Here is a 15,405-nt window from a genome sequence, read left to right as displayed (position 1 = left end):
TGGGACTAGCAGATTCAACTGATTTTTAGGCCGCACCCGCCCTGAGCAGGTTGAATCGAATCCAGCACAGGTAATATTAGATACCGCTAGCACTGCCCCAAACCGCAAGCAGGCTCATCCGGTCACTCTACAAATTTGCCGTCTCTTTTAGCGTCGTCCCCCCAAAAGCCCTGAAATCGCTCTTACCGCTCAACTGCTTGTTCCGTTCACTTCTACCCTAGGTTTAAACCCGTGACTCTTCAAACTGAAAGCGCAACCCCTCCTGTTTCTCCCAATCTCCGAGATGTCAATCGGCAAATGCTGATCATCCTGGACTTTGGCTCACAGTACTCCGAGCTGATTGCGCGTCGCATCCGCGAAACTCAGGTTTATTCTGAAGTTCTTTCTTACCGCACTACGGCTGAACAGCTAAGACAGCTCAACCCCCAGGGCATTATTCTCTCCGGTGGCCCTAGCTCGGTTTACGATACCTACGCGCCTCACTGCGACCCGGCAATTTGGGATTTGGGCATTCCGATTTTGGGCGTTTGCTATGGTATGCAGCTCATGGTGCAGCAGCTTGGCGGTCAGGTGGAGCGGGCTGAGCGGGGAGAGTATGGCAAAGCCTCGCTGTACATTGACGATCCCACTGACCTGCTTACGAACGTAGAAAACGGCTCTACTATGTGGATGAGCCACGGAGACTCCGTGGCTGAAATGCCCGCCGGATTTGAAACTTTAGCGCATACGGACAATACGCCCTGCGCGGCGATCGCCCATCATGAGCGCAAGCTCTATGGCGTCCAGTTTCACCCAGAGGTGGTGCATTCTCAAGACGGCATTGCTCTAATTCGCAACTTTGTCTATCACATCTGTGACTGCGAACCGACCTGGACAACGGAAGCCTTTGTTGAAGAGGCGATCCGAGAAGTGAAGGCCAAAGTGGGCGACAAGCGGGTTTTGCTGGCGCTTTCTGGCGGCGTGGATTCTTCTACGCTGGCCTTTTTGCTGCACCGGGCCATTGGCGATCAGCTGACCTGCATGTTTATCGATCAGGGCTTTATGCGCAAGTATGAGCCGGAGCGGTTGGTGAAGCTGTTTCGAGATGAGTTTGCTATTCCGGTGCATTATGTTAATGCCCGCGATCGCTTCATTGACCGCATTGCGGGCGTTACGGATCCAGAGGAAAAGCGTAAGCGCATCGGCCATGAGTTTATTCGGGTGTTTGAAGAGGAGTCACGCTGCTTAGGCCCCTTTGACTACCTGGCTCAGGGCACTCTCTACCCGGATGTGATTGAGTCGGCAGATACCAATGTCGATCCTAAAACCGGGGAGCGAGTAGCGGTCAAAATTAAGAGCCATCACAATGTTGGCGGTTTGCCTAAAGACCTACAGTTTAAGCTGGTGGAGCCGCTGCGCAAGCTGTTTAAAGATGAGGTGCGCAAAGTTGGGCGATCGATTGGCCTGCCGGAAGAAATTGTCCGGCGGCATCCTTTCCCTGGCCCTGGCCTGGCTATTCGCATCATTGGCGAAGTCACAGCAGAACGGCTCAACATTCTGCGGGATGCCGATTTTGTGGTGCGCGATGAAATTCAGAAGCAGGGCATATATCACGATTTTTGGCAGGCGTTTGCGGTGCTGCTGCCCATTCGCAGCGTCGGCGTGATGGGGGATCAGCGGACTTATGCTCATCCGGTGGTGCTGCGTCTGATTGCCAGCGAAGACGGCATGACGGCGGACTGGTCACGGGTGCCTTATGACTTGCTAGAAACGATTTCTAACCGGATGGTGAATGAGGTCAAAGGGGTGAACCGCGTAGTCTATGACATCACCTCTAAGCCTCCTGGCACCATAGAGTGGGAGTAGGGTTAGGTTAGCAAAGGCCCGTTCTAAGTTAATTTGAGCGCTAGGATTTCTAGCTGTTTTCACCAAGATCCCAGAGTTTTTACAAAGAACTTTGGGATTTTCTTATGGCTGCCCTAGAGAGCTAGCTAGCTTGCTACGCTTTTGCATCCACCAATCTTCGGTTAGTTCAATAGGTTCACCGCTCTTGATGCCTCCTGCTAAAAGCGCTTCAACCTGTGCCTGCTGGATGAAACGGGCTTGCTCCTGCAAAATTAGATAATAAACATATTCGCTGGCTGTGGCGAATCCGGCTGTACGAGCCTGTTCTTGTACAAAGGCTTGAATGTTTTCGGGTAGCGAGACGTCTAACATGACGATTCTGCTCCAGCACTCGGTCTCTAATTGTAGCCTGCGGTAGTTGATGGACAGCGATTTCAGAGTTTTCAAAAAACCTTGATCAATCTCAGCTCTAGCCGCGAGTATAATCCATGCTCAGGCGAATAAACCCGTAATCAATGGCAGCAGTTCTTTGCAGGCGCTGGCGAGCTTGGAGGCGTCGGAAACGCTCTTAGCTAGCCAATTGAGTACAGTAGTCGCCTGCTTTGCACGTTGTTTCATATGACCTTCGCTAGGGGCTTGTCCGGCTTCTGCTAGGGTTTTGACTTGTTCAAGAGCTGCGGCCTTTTCATCGGGTTTGAGTTCGTTGTCAGCATCAATAGCGGCTTGAAGTTTATTGAGCAGCTCTTTTAGGTTGGGCTGGTGGGAGTTGGGGCTGTCGGGGAGCTGGCTGATTTGGTTGGTGACTTGGCCGCTGATGTCGCGTAGGTTAACGACAGCATTGGTGGCGTTGATATCGAAATTGCCACCGACGCGGATGCTCTGACTTTGGTCGTTTCCTTGCATGGCTTTGCTCTCGGCTTTTACGTCTACGGTAATTGGTCGCTGGGCTAGCAACTCAACAACACGCTGCATATTGGCGTTTTGCTCACGATATTCTGTGATGCGCTGCTCTCTCGTTTGAATTTGACTGGCGTGCTGAGTTTTGACAGCTTCGAGCTGAGCTTTGTAGTAGCGCTCTGCTTTCTTAAGGGCTTTGCGGTAGCCCTGCATGAATGCCTGCTGGACTCCTCCTTTATCGATGCCGGGGGCTGAGTTGAGCCGCATGACGACAACGCCATCTCCTTTGTTCTCAATGCTTTGAATCGATAGCTCAGCGCCTTCGTGCTGTACCTGCACATTTTGCAAAGTTTGAGCAAAGGCTTTCCAGTCGATACCGTTTTGAAAAATTAGATCAATGGTATCCAGGACTTCCTGAAATAATTTTGTAAACTCCCCTGGCTTGAAAACTTCGGTTTCACTATGGGGACGCCGCTCTTTCTGCCCGTTGAGTAGGTACACGTAGTCGCAAATTGCGCCGTTCAACTGGGTGGTATTGTCAATATTCCAAGACTCTAAACAAGCAGCGGTAAGCATTGTCTGCTCAAAGCAGGCACCGAGAGCTTGAGTTTTGGTGAGGTTGGCACGCTCTAAGGTGGCCCCTGCTAGAGTTGCCTGACTCAGATCAGCTTCAGTGAAGTTGGCATCTGCCAAATCAGCTCCAACAAGGTTGGCTCCCTTAAGCATTAAGCCAACATAGGACTGGCCTTGGCCCTTGAGACTCACGAGCAGGTTCAAAACCTGTCGATTATTTAGAAGCGTTTTGCCATAGCGAGCGAGGTGTAGCTTTTTTGAGCGATGAAAACAGGTGCGTGTCAGGGTGGAGTGCTGGAAGCGAGCGCTTTTAAGAACTGCCTCAGAAAAACTGGCGTCGGTGAGATTGGCGTGGCGAAAGTCAGTGCCCCCAAGTGCTCCTAACCAAACGGATAGATTACGAACAAAAATGTCACGTGGGTCTCCCTGAAGTGCTCGCCAACCGATGTAGGAATTGATAGCTATGGCAGACAAGCTGAGAACCAACGCCACTATTAAGAGTGGTATATTTGCACTATACTCAGCGACAGCGACAGCGGCAGCGACAGCGACAGCGACAGCGCCAGCGACAGCGACAGCGACAGCGAAAGCGAAAGCGCCAGCGCCAGCGAAAGCGCCAGCGAAAGCGACAGCGAAAGCGACAGCGAAAGCGAAAGCGACAGCGCCAGCGACAGCGAAAGCGAAAGCGAAAGCGCCAGCGACAGCGACAGCGCCAGCGCCAGCGCCAGCGACAGCGACAGCGAAAGCGTCAGCGACATCGACATCGACATCGACATCGACATCGACAGCGACAGCGCCAGCGACATCGACAGCGAAAGCGACAGCGAAAGCGACAGTGAAAGCGACAGCGACAGTGACAGTGAAAGCGAAAGCGAAAGCGACAGCGCTCAGAACTGTTGTGACTCCCTGTGAGTATAAGAGCAAATACACAACTGTAAGAGAGACAAAGCCAGTAATGCCCGTAGCTGTGTCAGCCGCCGTACCTTCTGCGAAAATATTGCTGTCTGCAGCGAAGGCAGCAATCAAGGAAGCAGATACAAAAGCAGTTGTTAAAAAGGTAGAAAGGGCTGTCAGCGTTAGTGCTAGCAGCAACTTTGGTATAGCCCATCGTCTGCGAGTACCGCACTTGGTTTCGTTGAACTGAGCTTTGATGAAAGTCGCCTGAGTGAACCGCGTTCCACGCAGGTCTGCTTTGGTCAGATTAGCTCCTGCCAAATTAATTCCCCGTAGATCATAGCCTCGTAGAGATTCGCTGCTCAAATCTACACCTCGAAAGTCACGCTCTCCTCTGCGATAGCGACGTAGCAGTTCTTTGGCAGTGAGGTGATCAGGCATAGAATTCAAGCGATCAGGGGGCTTGTAAGTTGTCTTCACTCCCGATTTGGCAAAATCCGGGCGTCGCAGTTGCTCCCATTAAAGCCTATAGTTTTTGAAAACTGGTAGGTTGCGGGCTGACAATCAACGCCTGCACAGCGCCTTTACTCCTCAGATTACTCACTACCCACGTCCCCTGAGCGAAGTCGAAGGGGACATCTGCTGGGGTTCTGGCTTCGACTGCGCTCAGCCAGCGGGTATGGCTGGGTTCAGTGAGTATGATTCTGCGCTTCACGGGAATTGGCTAGATTTATCAAGCATTGCCGCTATTTTTCTGTCGCTGCAAGTTCTTCCAATGTGCAGCTTAATAGGTCAGTCAGCTATTGTACTTGAGTCACGGTCATCTTAGGCGGCTTCTGGCTCGTCTCCCAAACGTATATTGTCTTCTCCGTAACCCCTTAGCGCGATCGCTACTTCTCGGCGCGTCAATTCCGAACGGGTTCGCAAATCCATCAGCGTGACTTGCTGATTTTGGTCAGTCAGACTCATAACTGTTATCTGATCGGCCCAAAGTCTTCAGGGACATCCTCCAGTGACCACTGTAAAATCTCACAGAGCTTTTTGAACTCACGAGGCGTCATTTTCGGTTCGTAGATGCCCGTTTCCCAATTGCTAATCGTCTGATCCGTCTTTCCGAGCGCTGAACCAATATCTCGCTGAGTTAATCCAAGTTCTTCCCTGCGTTGCTTCAGGGGAGATTCATTGGATTGGAAAGTCTCATCAGCCATTAATTACAAACAAACTTATACATGCAGGCTTGACACGATAATTACAAGCGTGCTTGGATAGTCTTATTGATTACAAGTTGACTTGGATAAGTAAAAACGTATCCGGGTCATGGCCAACGGCTAGCCAATAGGCTCGGTCTATTTCCGTTTGCCATTCAATAGTCTCTCACTCTGCGATTGCCTTTTGCGCCTTTCGCACACATTCTTCTGCCAAAAAGTTGAAAATCACTATGAAAGACCTCATCCCCCACACCGAAACCTACCACCTCCCGCCCAACCGCGATCGCAAAGCTACCGCCACCCGCGAACCTATTCGCATTATTGTGATTGGCTCTCATATCGGCATCAACTTGATTATCGGCATCCTCCACCGCCTCGGCTTCGCCAACGCTACCGCCTGGAGCAAACCCCAAATCGACGCCAAAAGCGGCCAACCCATGCGCATCTTGACAAAATGGCTAAACTTTTGAAATGGGTATTTTGCATGGCTCGCGTAGGGCGTGTCAGCGCTGCGCTGACGCACCAAAGCCTCACTCTACAAAGCATTTATGTATATGACATATCCAAAACGGGGCAAATTCTCAGCAGGTCGAAACCCTCGCAATCGGTGCGCTACGCTGCGCTAGCACACCCTACGTGACTACAAGACCCCACTCTTTCAGCAATGGAACGCAAACTCACCGACCTCTCCTTTGAAGATTGGATTCTGTTTGTGTTCTGCTGGCCGGAAGATCCCAACGGGCTGCTCTGGTACTACGACCACGACTGCGAATACTGGGACGCGCCCCCCGCTCAAATCATCACCTACCTCACCCGCCTGTTTGAGCAGCCCGCCGCCGCCCTCACTGGCTACACCGACGGCGAAATTGCTCAAGGGCTTTGGTACATCGTCAGCAACGGCGCCAGCGACTACATGTTTGCCCTAGCCGATATCACCGTCCCTCTGTGCGATCGCCTGCGCTGCCTTGACGCCTTTGAAATTCTCTTTCGGGAACTGTTTGCCGCCCGCTGTTCTCCCCACCTCTCTCACCGAGACGAACCCGGCGCTAATCCGCTCAACGTCACCTGTTACATGTGGTGGGACTTGCTGCCCCTTTGCCCGGTGGTAGAAGAACGAGAGGCTATTTTTGAGGCTGTCTGGCGATCGCAGACCGCCATGCTGCACCTGCCCGCGATCGCCTGTCAGGAAGCAGCCCTGCACGGCATGGGTCACTGGCTCGAAACCAACGAGTCCGCGATCCAAGCCACCATCGACACCTGGCTGCGGCAGCAGCCCCACATTCGCCCAGAGCTACGGGCCTATGCCCAAAGTGCTCGCTGTGGCTGCGTTTTGTAGGTCATTGACGCTGCATTTGCCTTGCTAGCTCCACGCAGGTCGCCATCGGCGCGTCAGTTTTAATCGCCTGAAAATCTAGATGGGTCAGCGCTGCCCGGTAGCCGCGATCGCGCAGGCGCTGAATCAGGCGATCGCGGCGGGGAATATCGAGCTGACCGTGACGACCGATTTCCCCCAGGGTGAAATAATAGGGGGGCAAATCCGCCTCATCCGCCATGATTTGCAGCAGCTTCACCCGGCGCGGCCAGTGCCAATCCTGAGCCAGCCGGACCATTTGCGCTAGAAAAGCCGCATCGTGCAGCGGCCCCAGCCACAGAGGGCCGCTGAGGGTCAGCGGTCGGGCCGTTTCGTGCGCCTCACAGGCGGGGCAGCGAGCATCCCCCAGCCTGCGCCAGGAAACTGTTTGGTAATGGCCGCAGCCATGACAATAGCCCAAAAAGCCGTAATGCTCTACCGTCCAGGGCTGATCCATTACCAGCCGCAGCATCACCCGATGGACGGTGCCGTTAAATAGAGAAAAGACAGGCTGAACCTGCATTCCCTTCGCCGCCGCCTGCTGCAGCGCCGTGCCAATCAGCAGCCGCAGCCCCTGTTCGTGTACGGCCGGGTGGGCGCGGGCGATCGCACCGTAAACCTGTAGGCTCCTATCTGGATTATGGCCGCCGGTGGTGCGAGTGTCGGTGCTGGTGAGGTAGAGCAGCCCGCCCACTTTGGTAGCCCACAGCCCCGTCTGCAGAAATGGGGTCGGGCTGCCGAAGCTATCAACATCTACCAGATCGTAGAAATCGCGCTGCTGGTAGCAGCTAAAGAAAATTTGGTTAGCATCCTGCTGGGTAATGCGGTAAGAGCGGGGGCGCATTCCCACCGCTAAATTTTGGGCTAGGGTTGGCTGCACCTGTGGATTGGCTTCATTGGCCCAGACCCAGTCGGCTTCAGCTTCGAGCTGATAGCGCAGGGGCCGCACGCCGCAGCCCGTCATCGCGTCCAGCACCCGCAGTTGACCCTGCTGAATTTTGTAGAGCGCTGCGGCCAAGACCGCCAGATCGCGCCCCACCTGACTGTGAGGACGGTAGAAGCTCTGATCGGTGCGGAAAAAGGCTTTGCCCTCGCGGTACCAGCCCGACTCAGCATTCATCGGCGACTGACATCTAAAACCTGAGCGATCGCCGCTTCTAAGCTAGCCTGATCCAGCGTCGTCAGCACAAACACTTCCTGCACCGTCTTGGCCTTGCGCGCAATCAGCTTGAAGCCGCCGCGAATCGGCACGGACACTTTGAGCTGGAGCTGGGGGATATGCGATCGCGTTCTTTTAATTTCGCCGGGGGTAATCGTGCGGATGTGATCCACATCCACGAGCTTTTTCAACACCGGAATCAGCTTGGGAATGTGGGTGGAATGATTCCAGACTAAGCGGCCCTCAGACGACTTCCCCATAGAACTTCTCGGCTAGGCTCGCTCTAACGGTGCCATCGTCAGACCAGCCCGGCTAAGCTGACTGTGATAGAGTTCTGCCTGCTCTAAGGGACCAATCCAAACAATGGCCTGTCCTTCGTTGTGAATCTGATGGGTCAAATCCCAAGCGCGATCGCTGGACATGTTGGGAATGTACTTCATCAGACAGTCAGCCACGTGCTTGAACGTGTTGAAGTCGTCGTTTAGAACGATAATTTTGTAGTTGGGATAAGGCTTGCGGGTGACTTGACGAGATCGTTCTGGGGCAATGGCTGGAGAGGAAGAAACCGCTTTGGGTGCCACCGAAGGTACCGAAATCATAGTCACAACAAGGTATGAGAGTTTTAACGAAAATCCATGCGCGAATGTTTGTACTTAGTTTACCGAATCTTTCGTAAAGCTTAAGCCAGGAAAGCATTTAAGGTTAGCCGAAGCTGACTGAGAACAGAGGGCTCAGCCAGTGCATACGCGCCGCCATTTCCCGATCATACGACATCACCGGGACGCTCTCAGTAGCTAACTAGGCAGTTTAACTTAGGCGATCGCCCACTGCACTAAGGTTCTGACGCCGTAGCCCGTACCGCCAGGATTGTTGTAGCCGCTTTCTTTCTCGGTCCAAACGGGGCCAGCTACGTCCAGGTGCGCCCAGGCAGTTTCTTTGACGAACTGCTGCAGGAAAAGTGCCGCCGTGATCGCCCCACCGGGACGCGGTCCGGTATTTTTCATATCCGCCACTACGGACTTCATGCCGTCAAAGTATTTTTCTTCCAGCGGCATCCGCCACAGCTTCTCCCCAGTTGTTTCCGCCGCGTGGACAATGCTCTCAGCTAGCTCGTCGTCAGGACTCCACAGTCCGGCAATGTCGTCACCTAGGGCAATCATGCAGGCCCCTGTCAGGGTAGCTAGATCCAGGATGGCGTCCACCCCTAGCTTTTCGGCAAAGACGAGGGCATCGGCTAAAGTGAGGCGGCCTTCCGCATCAGTGTTGTTGACCTCAATGGTTTTGCCGTTGGAGGCGGTGAGAATATCCCCCGGACGCAGGGCCCGACCGCTAATCATATTCTCAGTGGCAGCGCTGATAAAGTGGACTTCCACATCGGGCTGGAGCTGGGCGATCGCCTTAGCCGCCCCCAGCGTAGCCGCCGCGCCGCCCATGTCGATTTTCATCATTTCAATGCCGCTGCCCGCCCCCTTGATGTTGAGGCCGCCGGAGTCAAAGGTGAGACCTTTGCCGATGATGGCGAGTTTGCGACGCGGCGTACCGCTAGGCTTGTAGGTCAGGTGAATAAACTTAGGTGGCAGGTCAGAAGCCTGGGCGACCCCCAAATAGGCTCCCATCCCCTGCGCCTCACACGCTTCCTTTTCTAAAACTTCTAGGTCTAGGCCGTGGGCCTGCGCAATCTCAGCGGCAGACTCAGCCAGATAAGCGGGCGTGACAATATTGGGCGGGGCTGATACCAGCTCACGGGCTAAAACCACGCCGTTGTAGATAGCTTGGGCTTTAGCAATGGCGCTGTCCTGACCCGCGAGGTCAAGCAAATGAATCGTTTCTACTTTGGAGGCCGATTTGTCTTTATTCTCTGACTTAAAGCGCTTATCCTGATGCAGCGCTAGCGCTGCCCCTTCGGTCATGGCCTGGGCTGCTACCTCCGGCGAAATCGAACCCCGACCAAACTGCAGTCCTACCTTGGCGCACTTTTCTTTATTGGCTAGCCGGGCAGCGGCGGCAGCGGCCTTGCGTAATCCCTCAGCGCTGAGGGCATCCGCTCCCCCTAAACCCACAACTCCCAGCTTGCGAAAGGGACCATCATTACCCACACGAATGGCGGCGCTGCTGCCCGCTTTTGCCTCAAACTCAGACTCCTCAATCAGCGCCTGCAGCAGGCCGGAGAGGGATTTATCTAAGTCTGCAAAGGCTGCTTTGAGCGGTAGGTCTGCCTCTGTGAGTCCGATGATTAAACAATCTCCGCTCCAGTCTAGACAGGATTTATCGGATGCTTGAAAGTCCATTCGCGATTCGAAGTAACGTGGGTTCGCCTTGTTTTTGGCGGGTGAGAGCGGTTAAATTTCAGTCTCTCCCGGCTAGACTAGTCTACTGCAATTTTATTCTCTCTAGCCGAGTCGCTCCGGTGCGATCGCTCCCCTATTTTTTTGCTAAAACTGCTTAATAGAGAGAAGCTGCCCGACTCGCCAAGGAATTTGCCATGCTCAAGCATCTAAAGCAAAATATGCCCCTGCTGGCGCTGGTGGGGGTCAGCACGCTGTCGTTGGGCATGTTCGTAGGCTTAGCCGATCTGCTAGTCGAAGGCGGCCTCTGGGGCCGCTGGCAGCGGTCTACCTCTGACGCCGCGCTGGTCGAGCTAGGGGCGGAGACGGATTCGCCAGTGCTGCAGCTGGTCAATCAGCCGGTGGCTGAGCGCACCGCTGAGCTGAGCGCGATCGCGCAGGGCGGCAAAGGGCGGGAGCAGGCCAGAGCGCGCTATCTGCTGGCGACAGACTTAATTGAGCAGGGACGGGGCGGCTCTGCCATTGAGCTACTGACAGGCTTGGAAAAGGAGTACCCCACTTTAGCGCCCTATGCCTTGATTAAACGGGGGCAGGCCCAGGCGGCAGCGGGACAAGCCGAGGCAGCCCAGGCGAGCTGGCAGCAGGCTGTTGAAGACTATGGCGATCAGCCTGCGATCGCGGCGGCTTTGTATCAGTTGGGCCAGTCCAATCCGCAGTACTGGGATCAGGCGATCGCAGAGTTTCCGGCCCATCCGCTCAGCGTCGAGATCGCCCAGCAGCGCCTGGAGCAACAGCCCCAGGGCGAGAATACGCTGGCGTTGCTAAAGCAGATCGCTCAGCACGGCCTCCATCTCAGCGGCTATGAAACCTACCTCGATCGCCTGGTGGCAGAATACGGCAGTCAGCTTCAGCCTGAAGACTGGCAAACTATTGGCTTCGGCTACTGGGAAATTCAGCGCTACGGCAAAGCCGGACCCGCCTACGCCAAAGCTCCGCCTAGCCCCCGCAACGCCTACCGAGCCGCGCGGGGCCTGCAGCTAGGGGAGCGCAAAGCCGCTGCGATCGCTGCCTATCAGCAGCTAGACGCTCAGTTTCCAGAAGCCCCTGAAACTGCCGAGGGCCTACTGAAGCTGGCGAATTTGCTGCCCCAAGAACAGGCCATTCCGGTACTCGATCGGGTGATTGAGCGGTTCCCGGAGGCGGCAGGCGAAGCCCTCAAACTGCGGGCCAGAGATTTAGAAGCGCTCAACAGTTCCGATTCGGCGGCTCAAGCCCGTAAGTCAGTCCTGAGCCAGTACAGCGACTCAGAAGCTGCGGCAGAGCTGCGGTGGCAGTATGCCGAAAACGCCGCCAACCAGCAGGATTTAGCCGCAGCCTACAGCTGGGCGCGGCAGCTAGTCGAGGCAAATTCCGACAGCGAACTGGCTAGCAAAGCAGCCTTCTGGGCAGGCAAGTGGGCCCAGCGTTTGGGCCAGGAGCAGGCGGCTCAGCAAGCCTTTGAGCAGACCCTACTGCGCTACCCAGAGTCTTACTACGCTTGGCGAGCCGCCGTGAGATTGGGCTGGCCCGTTGGCGACTTTGAAACGGTGCGATCCCAAACCCCTGATATTACTCAGCCCGCCCAGCGATCGCCGCTGCCAGCAGGGTCTGAGCAGCTACAAGAGCTGCATCAGCTAGGCCAAGACCAAGACGCCTGGCAGCTTTGGCAGAGCGAGTTTACCAACGTGCAGGAGCCGACGGTAGCCGAGCAGTTCACCGACGGGCTGATGCGGCTAGGGATTGGCGATAATCTGGACGGCATTTTTATGGTGTCTAGTCTGGCATGGCGCGATCGCCCAGCCGAAAAAGAGCAGTTCCAGGCGCTGAAGCAGCAGCCCGCCTATCGTCAGGCGCTCTATCCTTTTCCTTTTGCCGAAGAGATTGCGGCCTGGGCCAGCCAGCAGCAGCTTAATCCCCTGCTGGTCACAGCCTTAATTCGGCAGGAATCCCGGTTTGAGCCCCAGATTCGCTCCTATGTGGGCGCAGTAGGGCTGATGCAGGTGATGCCGGACACCGCCGACTGGATTAAGGCCCAGACCGGATTTACCGATCTGAATCTAGAAACCCCCTCAGACAACATTAAGCTGGGCACCTGGTATCTCGACTATACCCACTCAGAATACGGCGACAATTCCCTGTTTGCAGTGGCTAGCTACAATGCAGGCCCTGGCAACGTGGCTGACTGGATCAGCCGGGGCAACTTTACCGACCTAGATGAATTTGTTGAGCGCATCCCCTTTCCTGAAACGCGCGGCTATGTAGATTCGGTCTTTGGCGGCTACTGGAACTACCTGCAGCTTTACAATCCGGCGATCGCCCAGCTCATGCAGAATCAGGCGCAGCAATCGCCCTCACCCCTGCCAGAGCTAGAGTAAGCCGCTGCAAACCAGGCATCTCTGACCATGCGCAGGCTCGCTCTCTGCAGCGAAAGACTTCATAATCCAGAGTCCATCCAGTAAGATAAGCACTAAACGCAGGGAATTGCCTGAAGATTTTGGACGTACTGGCGTGGCTAATTTAGATTCAGATCAGCTAGAGCAACTGCAAGAGGTTGGCACCTACCTCCGTCAGGTTCGCCATGAGCTATCACAGTCAACTGAGGAAATTGCAACCCGCATCTTTATTCGGCCTTCCCTGCTGCGGGCGATCGAGGAAGCCGATCCCGATCCGCTGCCTGAACCTGTCTTCATTCGCGGCTTCATCCGCCGCTATGGGGATGCGTTGGGACTCGACGGGACTGAGCTGTCTAAAAACTTCTCGGTGAGAACGGCAATGGCCTATTCCACCGCTACGGCTCCCCCAGCGGCCTACATTGCTAAGCCCCTGCCGCCTGAACCTGTGGCGACCACCACAATGGATGAGCCGCCCGCACCGCCGCCTAGCCGGCGCCGCAGTGAATCACCTAATCCGGGGCCGCTCCTAGCGATCGGGGCTTTCGTTCTGGTAATTATTGGTGCGGTGGTTCTGCTGCCCAATTTGCTGCGATCGCCCACCGATGCGCCCGAACCACCGCCCGAAGCGGTCAATCCAGAGCCAATCGACCCCGTCACTCCAGAACCGGAGGTCGCTCCCGAATCTGCCGATGATGCCGAATCAGCAGCGCCCGCTTCTACAGCGCCCGTCAGCGTCAGCGTTGATCTCAGCGGCGATTCTTGGATGCGGGTGATTGTAGACGGCCAGTCTCAGTTTGAGGGGCTTTTGAGCGAGGGCAGCCAGGAAACCTGGGAAGGCCAGCAAGAAATCACGGTAACAGCAGGCAATGCCGGGGCTGTAGCGCTATCAGTCAACGGACAAGAGGCGACTCCCATTGGCAACCTGGGCCAGGTTGAGACAGTTACCTATACCCCTGATTCTGGCCAGTAATCAAGTCGCGGACTGTGCCATCGGGTTGATTAGGCTGGATCCTGCCAGCTAGAAACGCATCTCGGTACAATATTGAGCAGTTGCCATTTTGTAAAGGAAGTCCGCATTTGCTATGACGCCTCCCTCCAACTTAGAGACAGCGGATAAAACGGCTGATCTCAAGCCAAATCGGGCTGAGGATACTAAGTCAAAAGATTTTTCAGAGGATGATTTACCTGATGACGTTGAGATGTCTCTCTTCGATCATCTGGAAGAGCTACGGCTGCGGATTTTCTATGCGCTAATCGCGGTCGTTGTGGGCGTGGTAATTTGCTTTGTCTTCGTCAACCGCATTGTGGCGCTGCTGGAAATTCCGGCTCAGGGGGTTAAATTCCTGCAGCTTTCACCGGGAGAATATTTCTTCGTCTCTATCAAGGTAGCCGGATACAGTGGCTTGCTAATAGCCAGCCCGTTTATTCTCTACCAAATTATTCAGTTTGTCCTGCCAGGACTCACCCGGCGCGAACGGCGACTGATTGGCCCGATTGTGCTGGGATCTAGCGTCCTGTTTGTAGTGGGCTTAGGGTTTGCCTATATTGCTCTGATTCCAGCCGCACTCAACTTTTTTATTAACTACGGCGGCGATGTGGTTGAGCAGCTTTGGTCAATCGATCGCTATTTTGAGTTTGTGCTGCTGCTGCTGTTTAGTACAGGATTGGCCTTTCAAATCCCAGTTATTCAGCTCCTTTTAGGACTGTTGGGTATTGTGTCTTCTAACGCCATGCTCAAAGGCTGGCGCTATGTTTTGCTGGGAGCCGTTGTATTAGGCGCTGTTCTAACGCCCTCAACCGATCCGGTAACGCAGAGCCTGCTGGCCGGTGCCGTTTTATTTCTGTATTTTGGCGGCATTTTCATGGTCAAAGGCATTGGTCGCTAGTGGGGCAAACCGTACGTTTTAGCCTAGGTTTAATGCCTTTTAGCCATTTGAGAGGTTGTTAAGATCCCAGTAGACTTCTTTTTTTCAAAGTTAGTCTTCAATCGTTGCGAGTTTTTATAAGGAGTTAGTGGTGGAGATCAACTGCGCTGAAGCCTGCGTCAATGGCTGTGTTTTAGGAGATGAATGTCCCAATCTTGAGTACAAGCAGCAGGCTACTGAGTTTATCAAAGATACCTCTTTAGACGACATGCTGAAAATGGCCGATGAGGCGGTTCGGAAAAAGATGATGGAACGTGCTTCTCAGCCACCTAAATGGGTTCTCCCGGACGACCAGTAGAGATAAGTAACTATTTTGACTCTCAGGTCAAGTTTCGAGGTAGCAAAAGGTTCAATTAAGCAGTTTTGAGGCCGCAGCTTTGCTGGGGTCTTTTCTTTAAAGAAGAGAGATTTTTTTGTTGGTTTTCAACCAGACGAGCTATAGCTTCATACAGCTTTATGTGGCTTAAAATGCAGTACCTAAAATAGAAAATCACTTTATCATCTGAGTAAATGAGTCGTCAGCATGATTCTTTTTGAAGAAGAGGACGTTATGCTAGAAAAAGTTGATAAAAATCAGCAGCCATGCTGATCAATGGTACTGTCTAGAGGGTGAAAATCTGCTGTTTTTGACTTATAATCCGGTAAACACCTTTATTTCTACATAACATTGCGACTTCAATAAGGTTAGTACTTTAGATCGCCAAATTAATTCTATAACTTTATCTAATTGGTTCCGGATTTGAAATCTATTGCATTCCTAGCAAAAAGACCTAATTATTTATCGATTATTTTCAGGACATACCAGCGGCAGAGCAATGGATTAAAGTTCTGTATGAGATGGCGTTGCAGCAGTGCTT

Annotated in this window: 17 protein-coding genes and 1 pseudogene; 7 read left to right on the top strand and 11 right to left on the bottom strand. The window is 53.9% G+C overall.

Translation table 11 applies throughout. The features are described from left to right. Positions 1-297 precede the first annotated feature (297 nt). Positions 298-1,845, top strand: coding sequence for a glutamine-hydrolyzing GMP synthase (gene guaA, locus QJQ48_RS02240; protein ID WP_487247695.1), 1,548 nt, complete (start codon positions 298-300; stop codon positions 1,843-1,845). Positions 1,846-1,947: 102 nt separating this feature from the next. Here guaA and QJQ48_RS02235 read toward each other — a convergent pair whose 3' ends face one another. From QJQ48_RS02235 to QJQ48_RS02210, 7 genes and pseudogenes are all read right to left on the bottom strand, one after another. After that, a complete protein-coding gene (locus QJQ48_RS02235; RefSeq protein WP_346289556.1) occupies positions 1,948-2,196 on the bottom strand; it encodes a ribbon-helix-helix domain-containing protein in 249 nt (82 codons plus the stop codon). A gap of 120 nt (positions 2,197-2,316) precedes the next feature. Beyond that, the gene (locus QJQ48_RS02230) at positions 2,317-3,786 is read right to left on the bottom strand and encodes a pentapeptide repeat-containing protein (protein ID WP_346289555.1); all 1,470 of its coding nucleotides are present in this window, start codon (positions 3,784-3,786) and stop codon (positions 2,317-2,319) included. Between the two features lie 2 nt (positions 3,787-3,788). After that, a complete protein-coding gene (locus QJQ48_RS02225; protein ID WP_346289554.1) occupies positions 3,789-4,100 on the bottom strand; it encodes a hypothetical protein in 312 nt (103 codons plus the stop codon). 334 nt (positions 4,101-4,434) lie between these two features. After that, positions 4,435-4,629, bottom strand: a pseudogene (locus QJQ48_RS28355) (pentapeptide repeat-containing protein); the annotation flags it as partial. An 85-nt stretch (positions 4,630-4,714) separates the two neighbouring features. Continuing rightward, positions 4,715-4,903, bottom strand: coding sequence for a hypothetical protein (locus tag QJQ48_RS02220; RefSeq protein WP_346289553.1), 189 nt, complete (start codon positions 4,901-4,903; stop codon positions 4,715-4,717). 110 nt (positions 4,904-5,013) lie between these two features. Further along, entirely contained in the window at positions 5,014-5,157 is a 144-nt protein-coding gene (locus tag QJQ48_RS02215; RefSeq protein WP_346289552.1) for a hypothetical protein, read from the bottom strand. A gap of 5 nt (positions 5,158-5,162) precedes the next feature. Then, positions 5,163-5,396, bottom strand: a complete 234-nt coding sequence (locus QJQ48_RS02210; protein ID WP_346289551.1) for a helix-turn-helix transcriptional regulator — start codon at positions 5,394-5,396, stop codon at positions 5,163-5,165. A 230-nt stretch (positions 5,397-5,626) separates the two neighbouring features. On the opposite strand from QJQ48_RS02210, the gene QJQ48_RS02205 reads away from it, so the two are divergent. Both QJQ48_RS02205 and QJQ48_RS02200 read left to right on the top strand, forming a co-directional pair. Continuing rightward, on the top strand, positions 5,627-5,866 hold the full coding sequence (locus QJQ48_RS02205) for a hypothetical protein (protein WP_346289550.1): 240 nt from the start codon (positions 5,627-5,629) through the stop codon (positions 5,864-5,866). A 194-nt stretch (positions 5,867-6,060) separates the two neighbouring features. Continuing rightward, positions 6,061-6,732, top strand: a complete 672-nt coding sequence (locus QJQ48_RS02200; RefSeq protein WP_346289549.1) for a hypothetical protein — start codon at positions 6,061-6,063, stop codon at positions 6,730-6,732. Position 6,733: 1 nt separating this feature from the next. Here the strand turns inward: QJQ48_RS02200 and QJQ48_RS02195 are convergent, their stop codons facing one another. The 4 genes from QJQ48_RS02195 to QJQ48_RS02180 form a co-directional block, all read right to left on the bottom strand. Beyond that, complete coding sequence (locus tag QJQ48_RS02195; protein WP_346289548.1) at positions 6,734-7,867, bottom strand: tRNA (guanine-N1)-methyltransferase; 1,134 nt, start codon at positions 7,865-7,867, stop codon at positions 6,734-6,736. After that, positions 7,864-8,166 carry a DUF2103 domain-containing protein gene (locus QJQ48_RS02190; RefSeq protein ID WP_346289547.1) on the bottom strand — a complete coding sequence of 101 codons (303 nt, stop codon included), beginning with the start codon at positions 8,164-8,166 and terminating at the stop codon, positions 7,864-7,866. Before QJQ48_RS02190 ends, QJQ48_RS02195 begins: the two co-directional genes overlap by 4 nt. 12 nt (positions 8,167-8,178) lie before the next feature. Next, complete coding sequence (clpS, locus tag QJQ48_RS02185; protein WP_346289809.1) at positions 8,179-8,505, bottom strand: ATP-dependent Clp protease adapter ClpS; 327 nt, start codon at positions 8,503-8,505, stop codon at positions 8,179-8,181. A gap of 213 nt (positions 8,506-8,718) precedes the next feature. After that, positions 8,719-10,194 (bottom strand): leucyl aminopeptidase, encoded by a 1,476-nt coding sequence (locus tag QJQ48_RS02180; protein ID WP_346289546.1) that lies wholly within the window; start codon positions 10,192-10,194, stop codon positions 8,719-8,721. A 194-nt stretch (positions 10,195-10,388) separates the two neighbouring features. Here QJQ48_RS02180 and QJQ48_RS02175 point away from each other — a divergent pair, with 194 nt between their 5' ends. From QJQ48_RS02175 to QJQ48_RS02160, 4 genes are all read left to right on the top strand, one after another. Beyond that, a complete protein-coding gene (locus tag QJQ48_RS02175; protein ID WP_346289545.1) occupies positions 10,389-12,605 on the top strand; it encodes a lytic transglycosylase domain-containing protein in 2,217 nt (738 codons plus the stop codon). A 133-nt stretch (positions 12,606-12,738) separates the two neighbouring features. Next, a complete protein-coding gene (locus tag QJQ48_RS02170; protein ID WP_346289544.1) occupies positions 12,739-13,593 on the top strand; it encodes a helix-turn-helix domain-containing protein in 855 nt (284 codons plus the stop codon). A 112-nt stretch (positions 13,594-13,705) separates the two neighbouring features. Then, complete coding sequence (gene tatC / locus QJQ48_RS02165; RefSeq protein WP_346289543.1) at positions 13,706-14,509, top strand: twin-arginine translocase subunit TatC; 804 nt, start codon at positions 13,706-13,708, stop codon at positions 14,507-14,509. A 130-nt stretch (positions 14,510-14,639) separates the two neighbouring features. Then, positions 14,640-14,846, top strand: coding sequence for a hypothetical protein (locus QJQ48_RS02160; RefSeq protein ID WP_428843013.1), 207 nt, complete (start codon positions 14,640-14,642; stop codon positions 14,844-14,846). Positions 14,847-15,405 lie beyond the last annotated feature (559 nt).

The organism is Sphaerothrix gracilis Ecp01, assembly GCF_030405905.1.
In the GTDB taxonomy this organism is placed as follows: domain Bacteria; phylum Cyanobacteriota; class Cyanobacteriia; order Phormidesmidales; family Phormidesmidaceae; genus Sphaerothrix; species Sphaerothrix gracilis.
The sequence above is the reverse complement of the archived record's forward strand: the minus strand, read 5'-3'. Positions and strand labels throughout refer to the sequence as shown.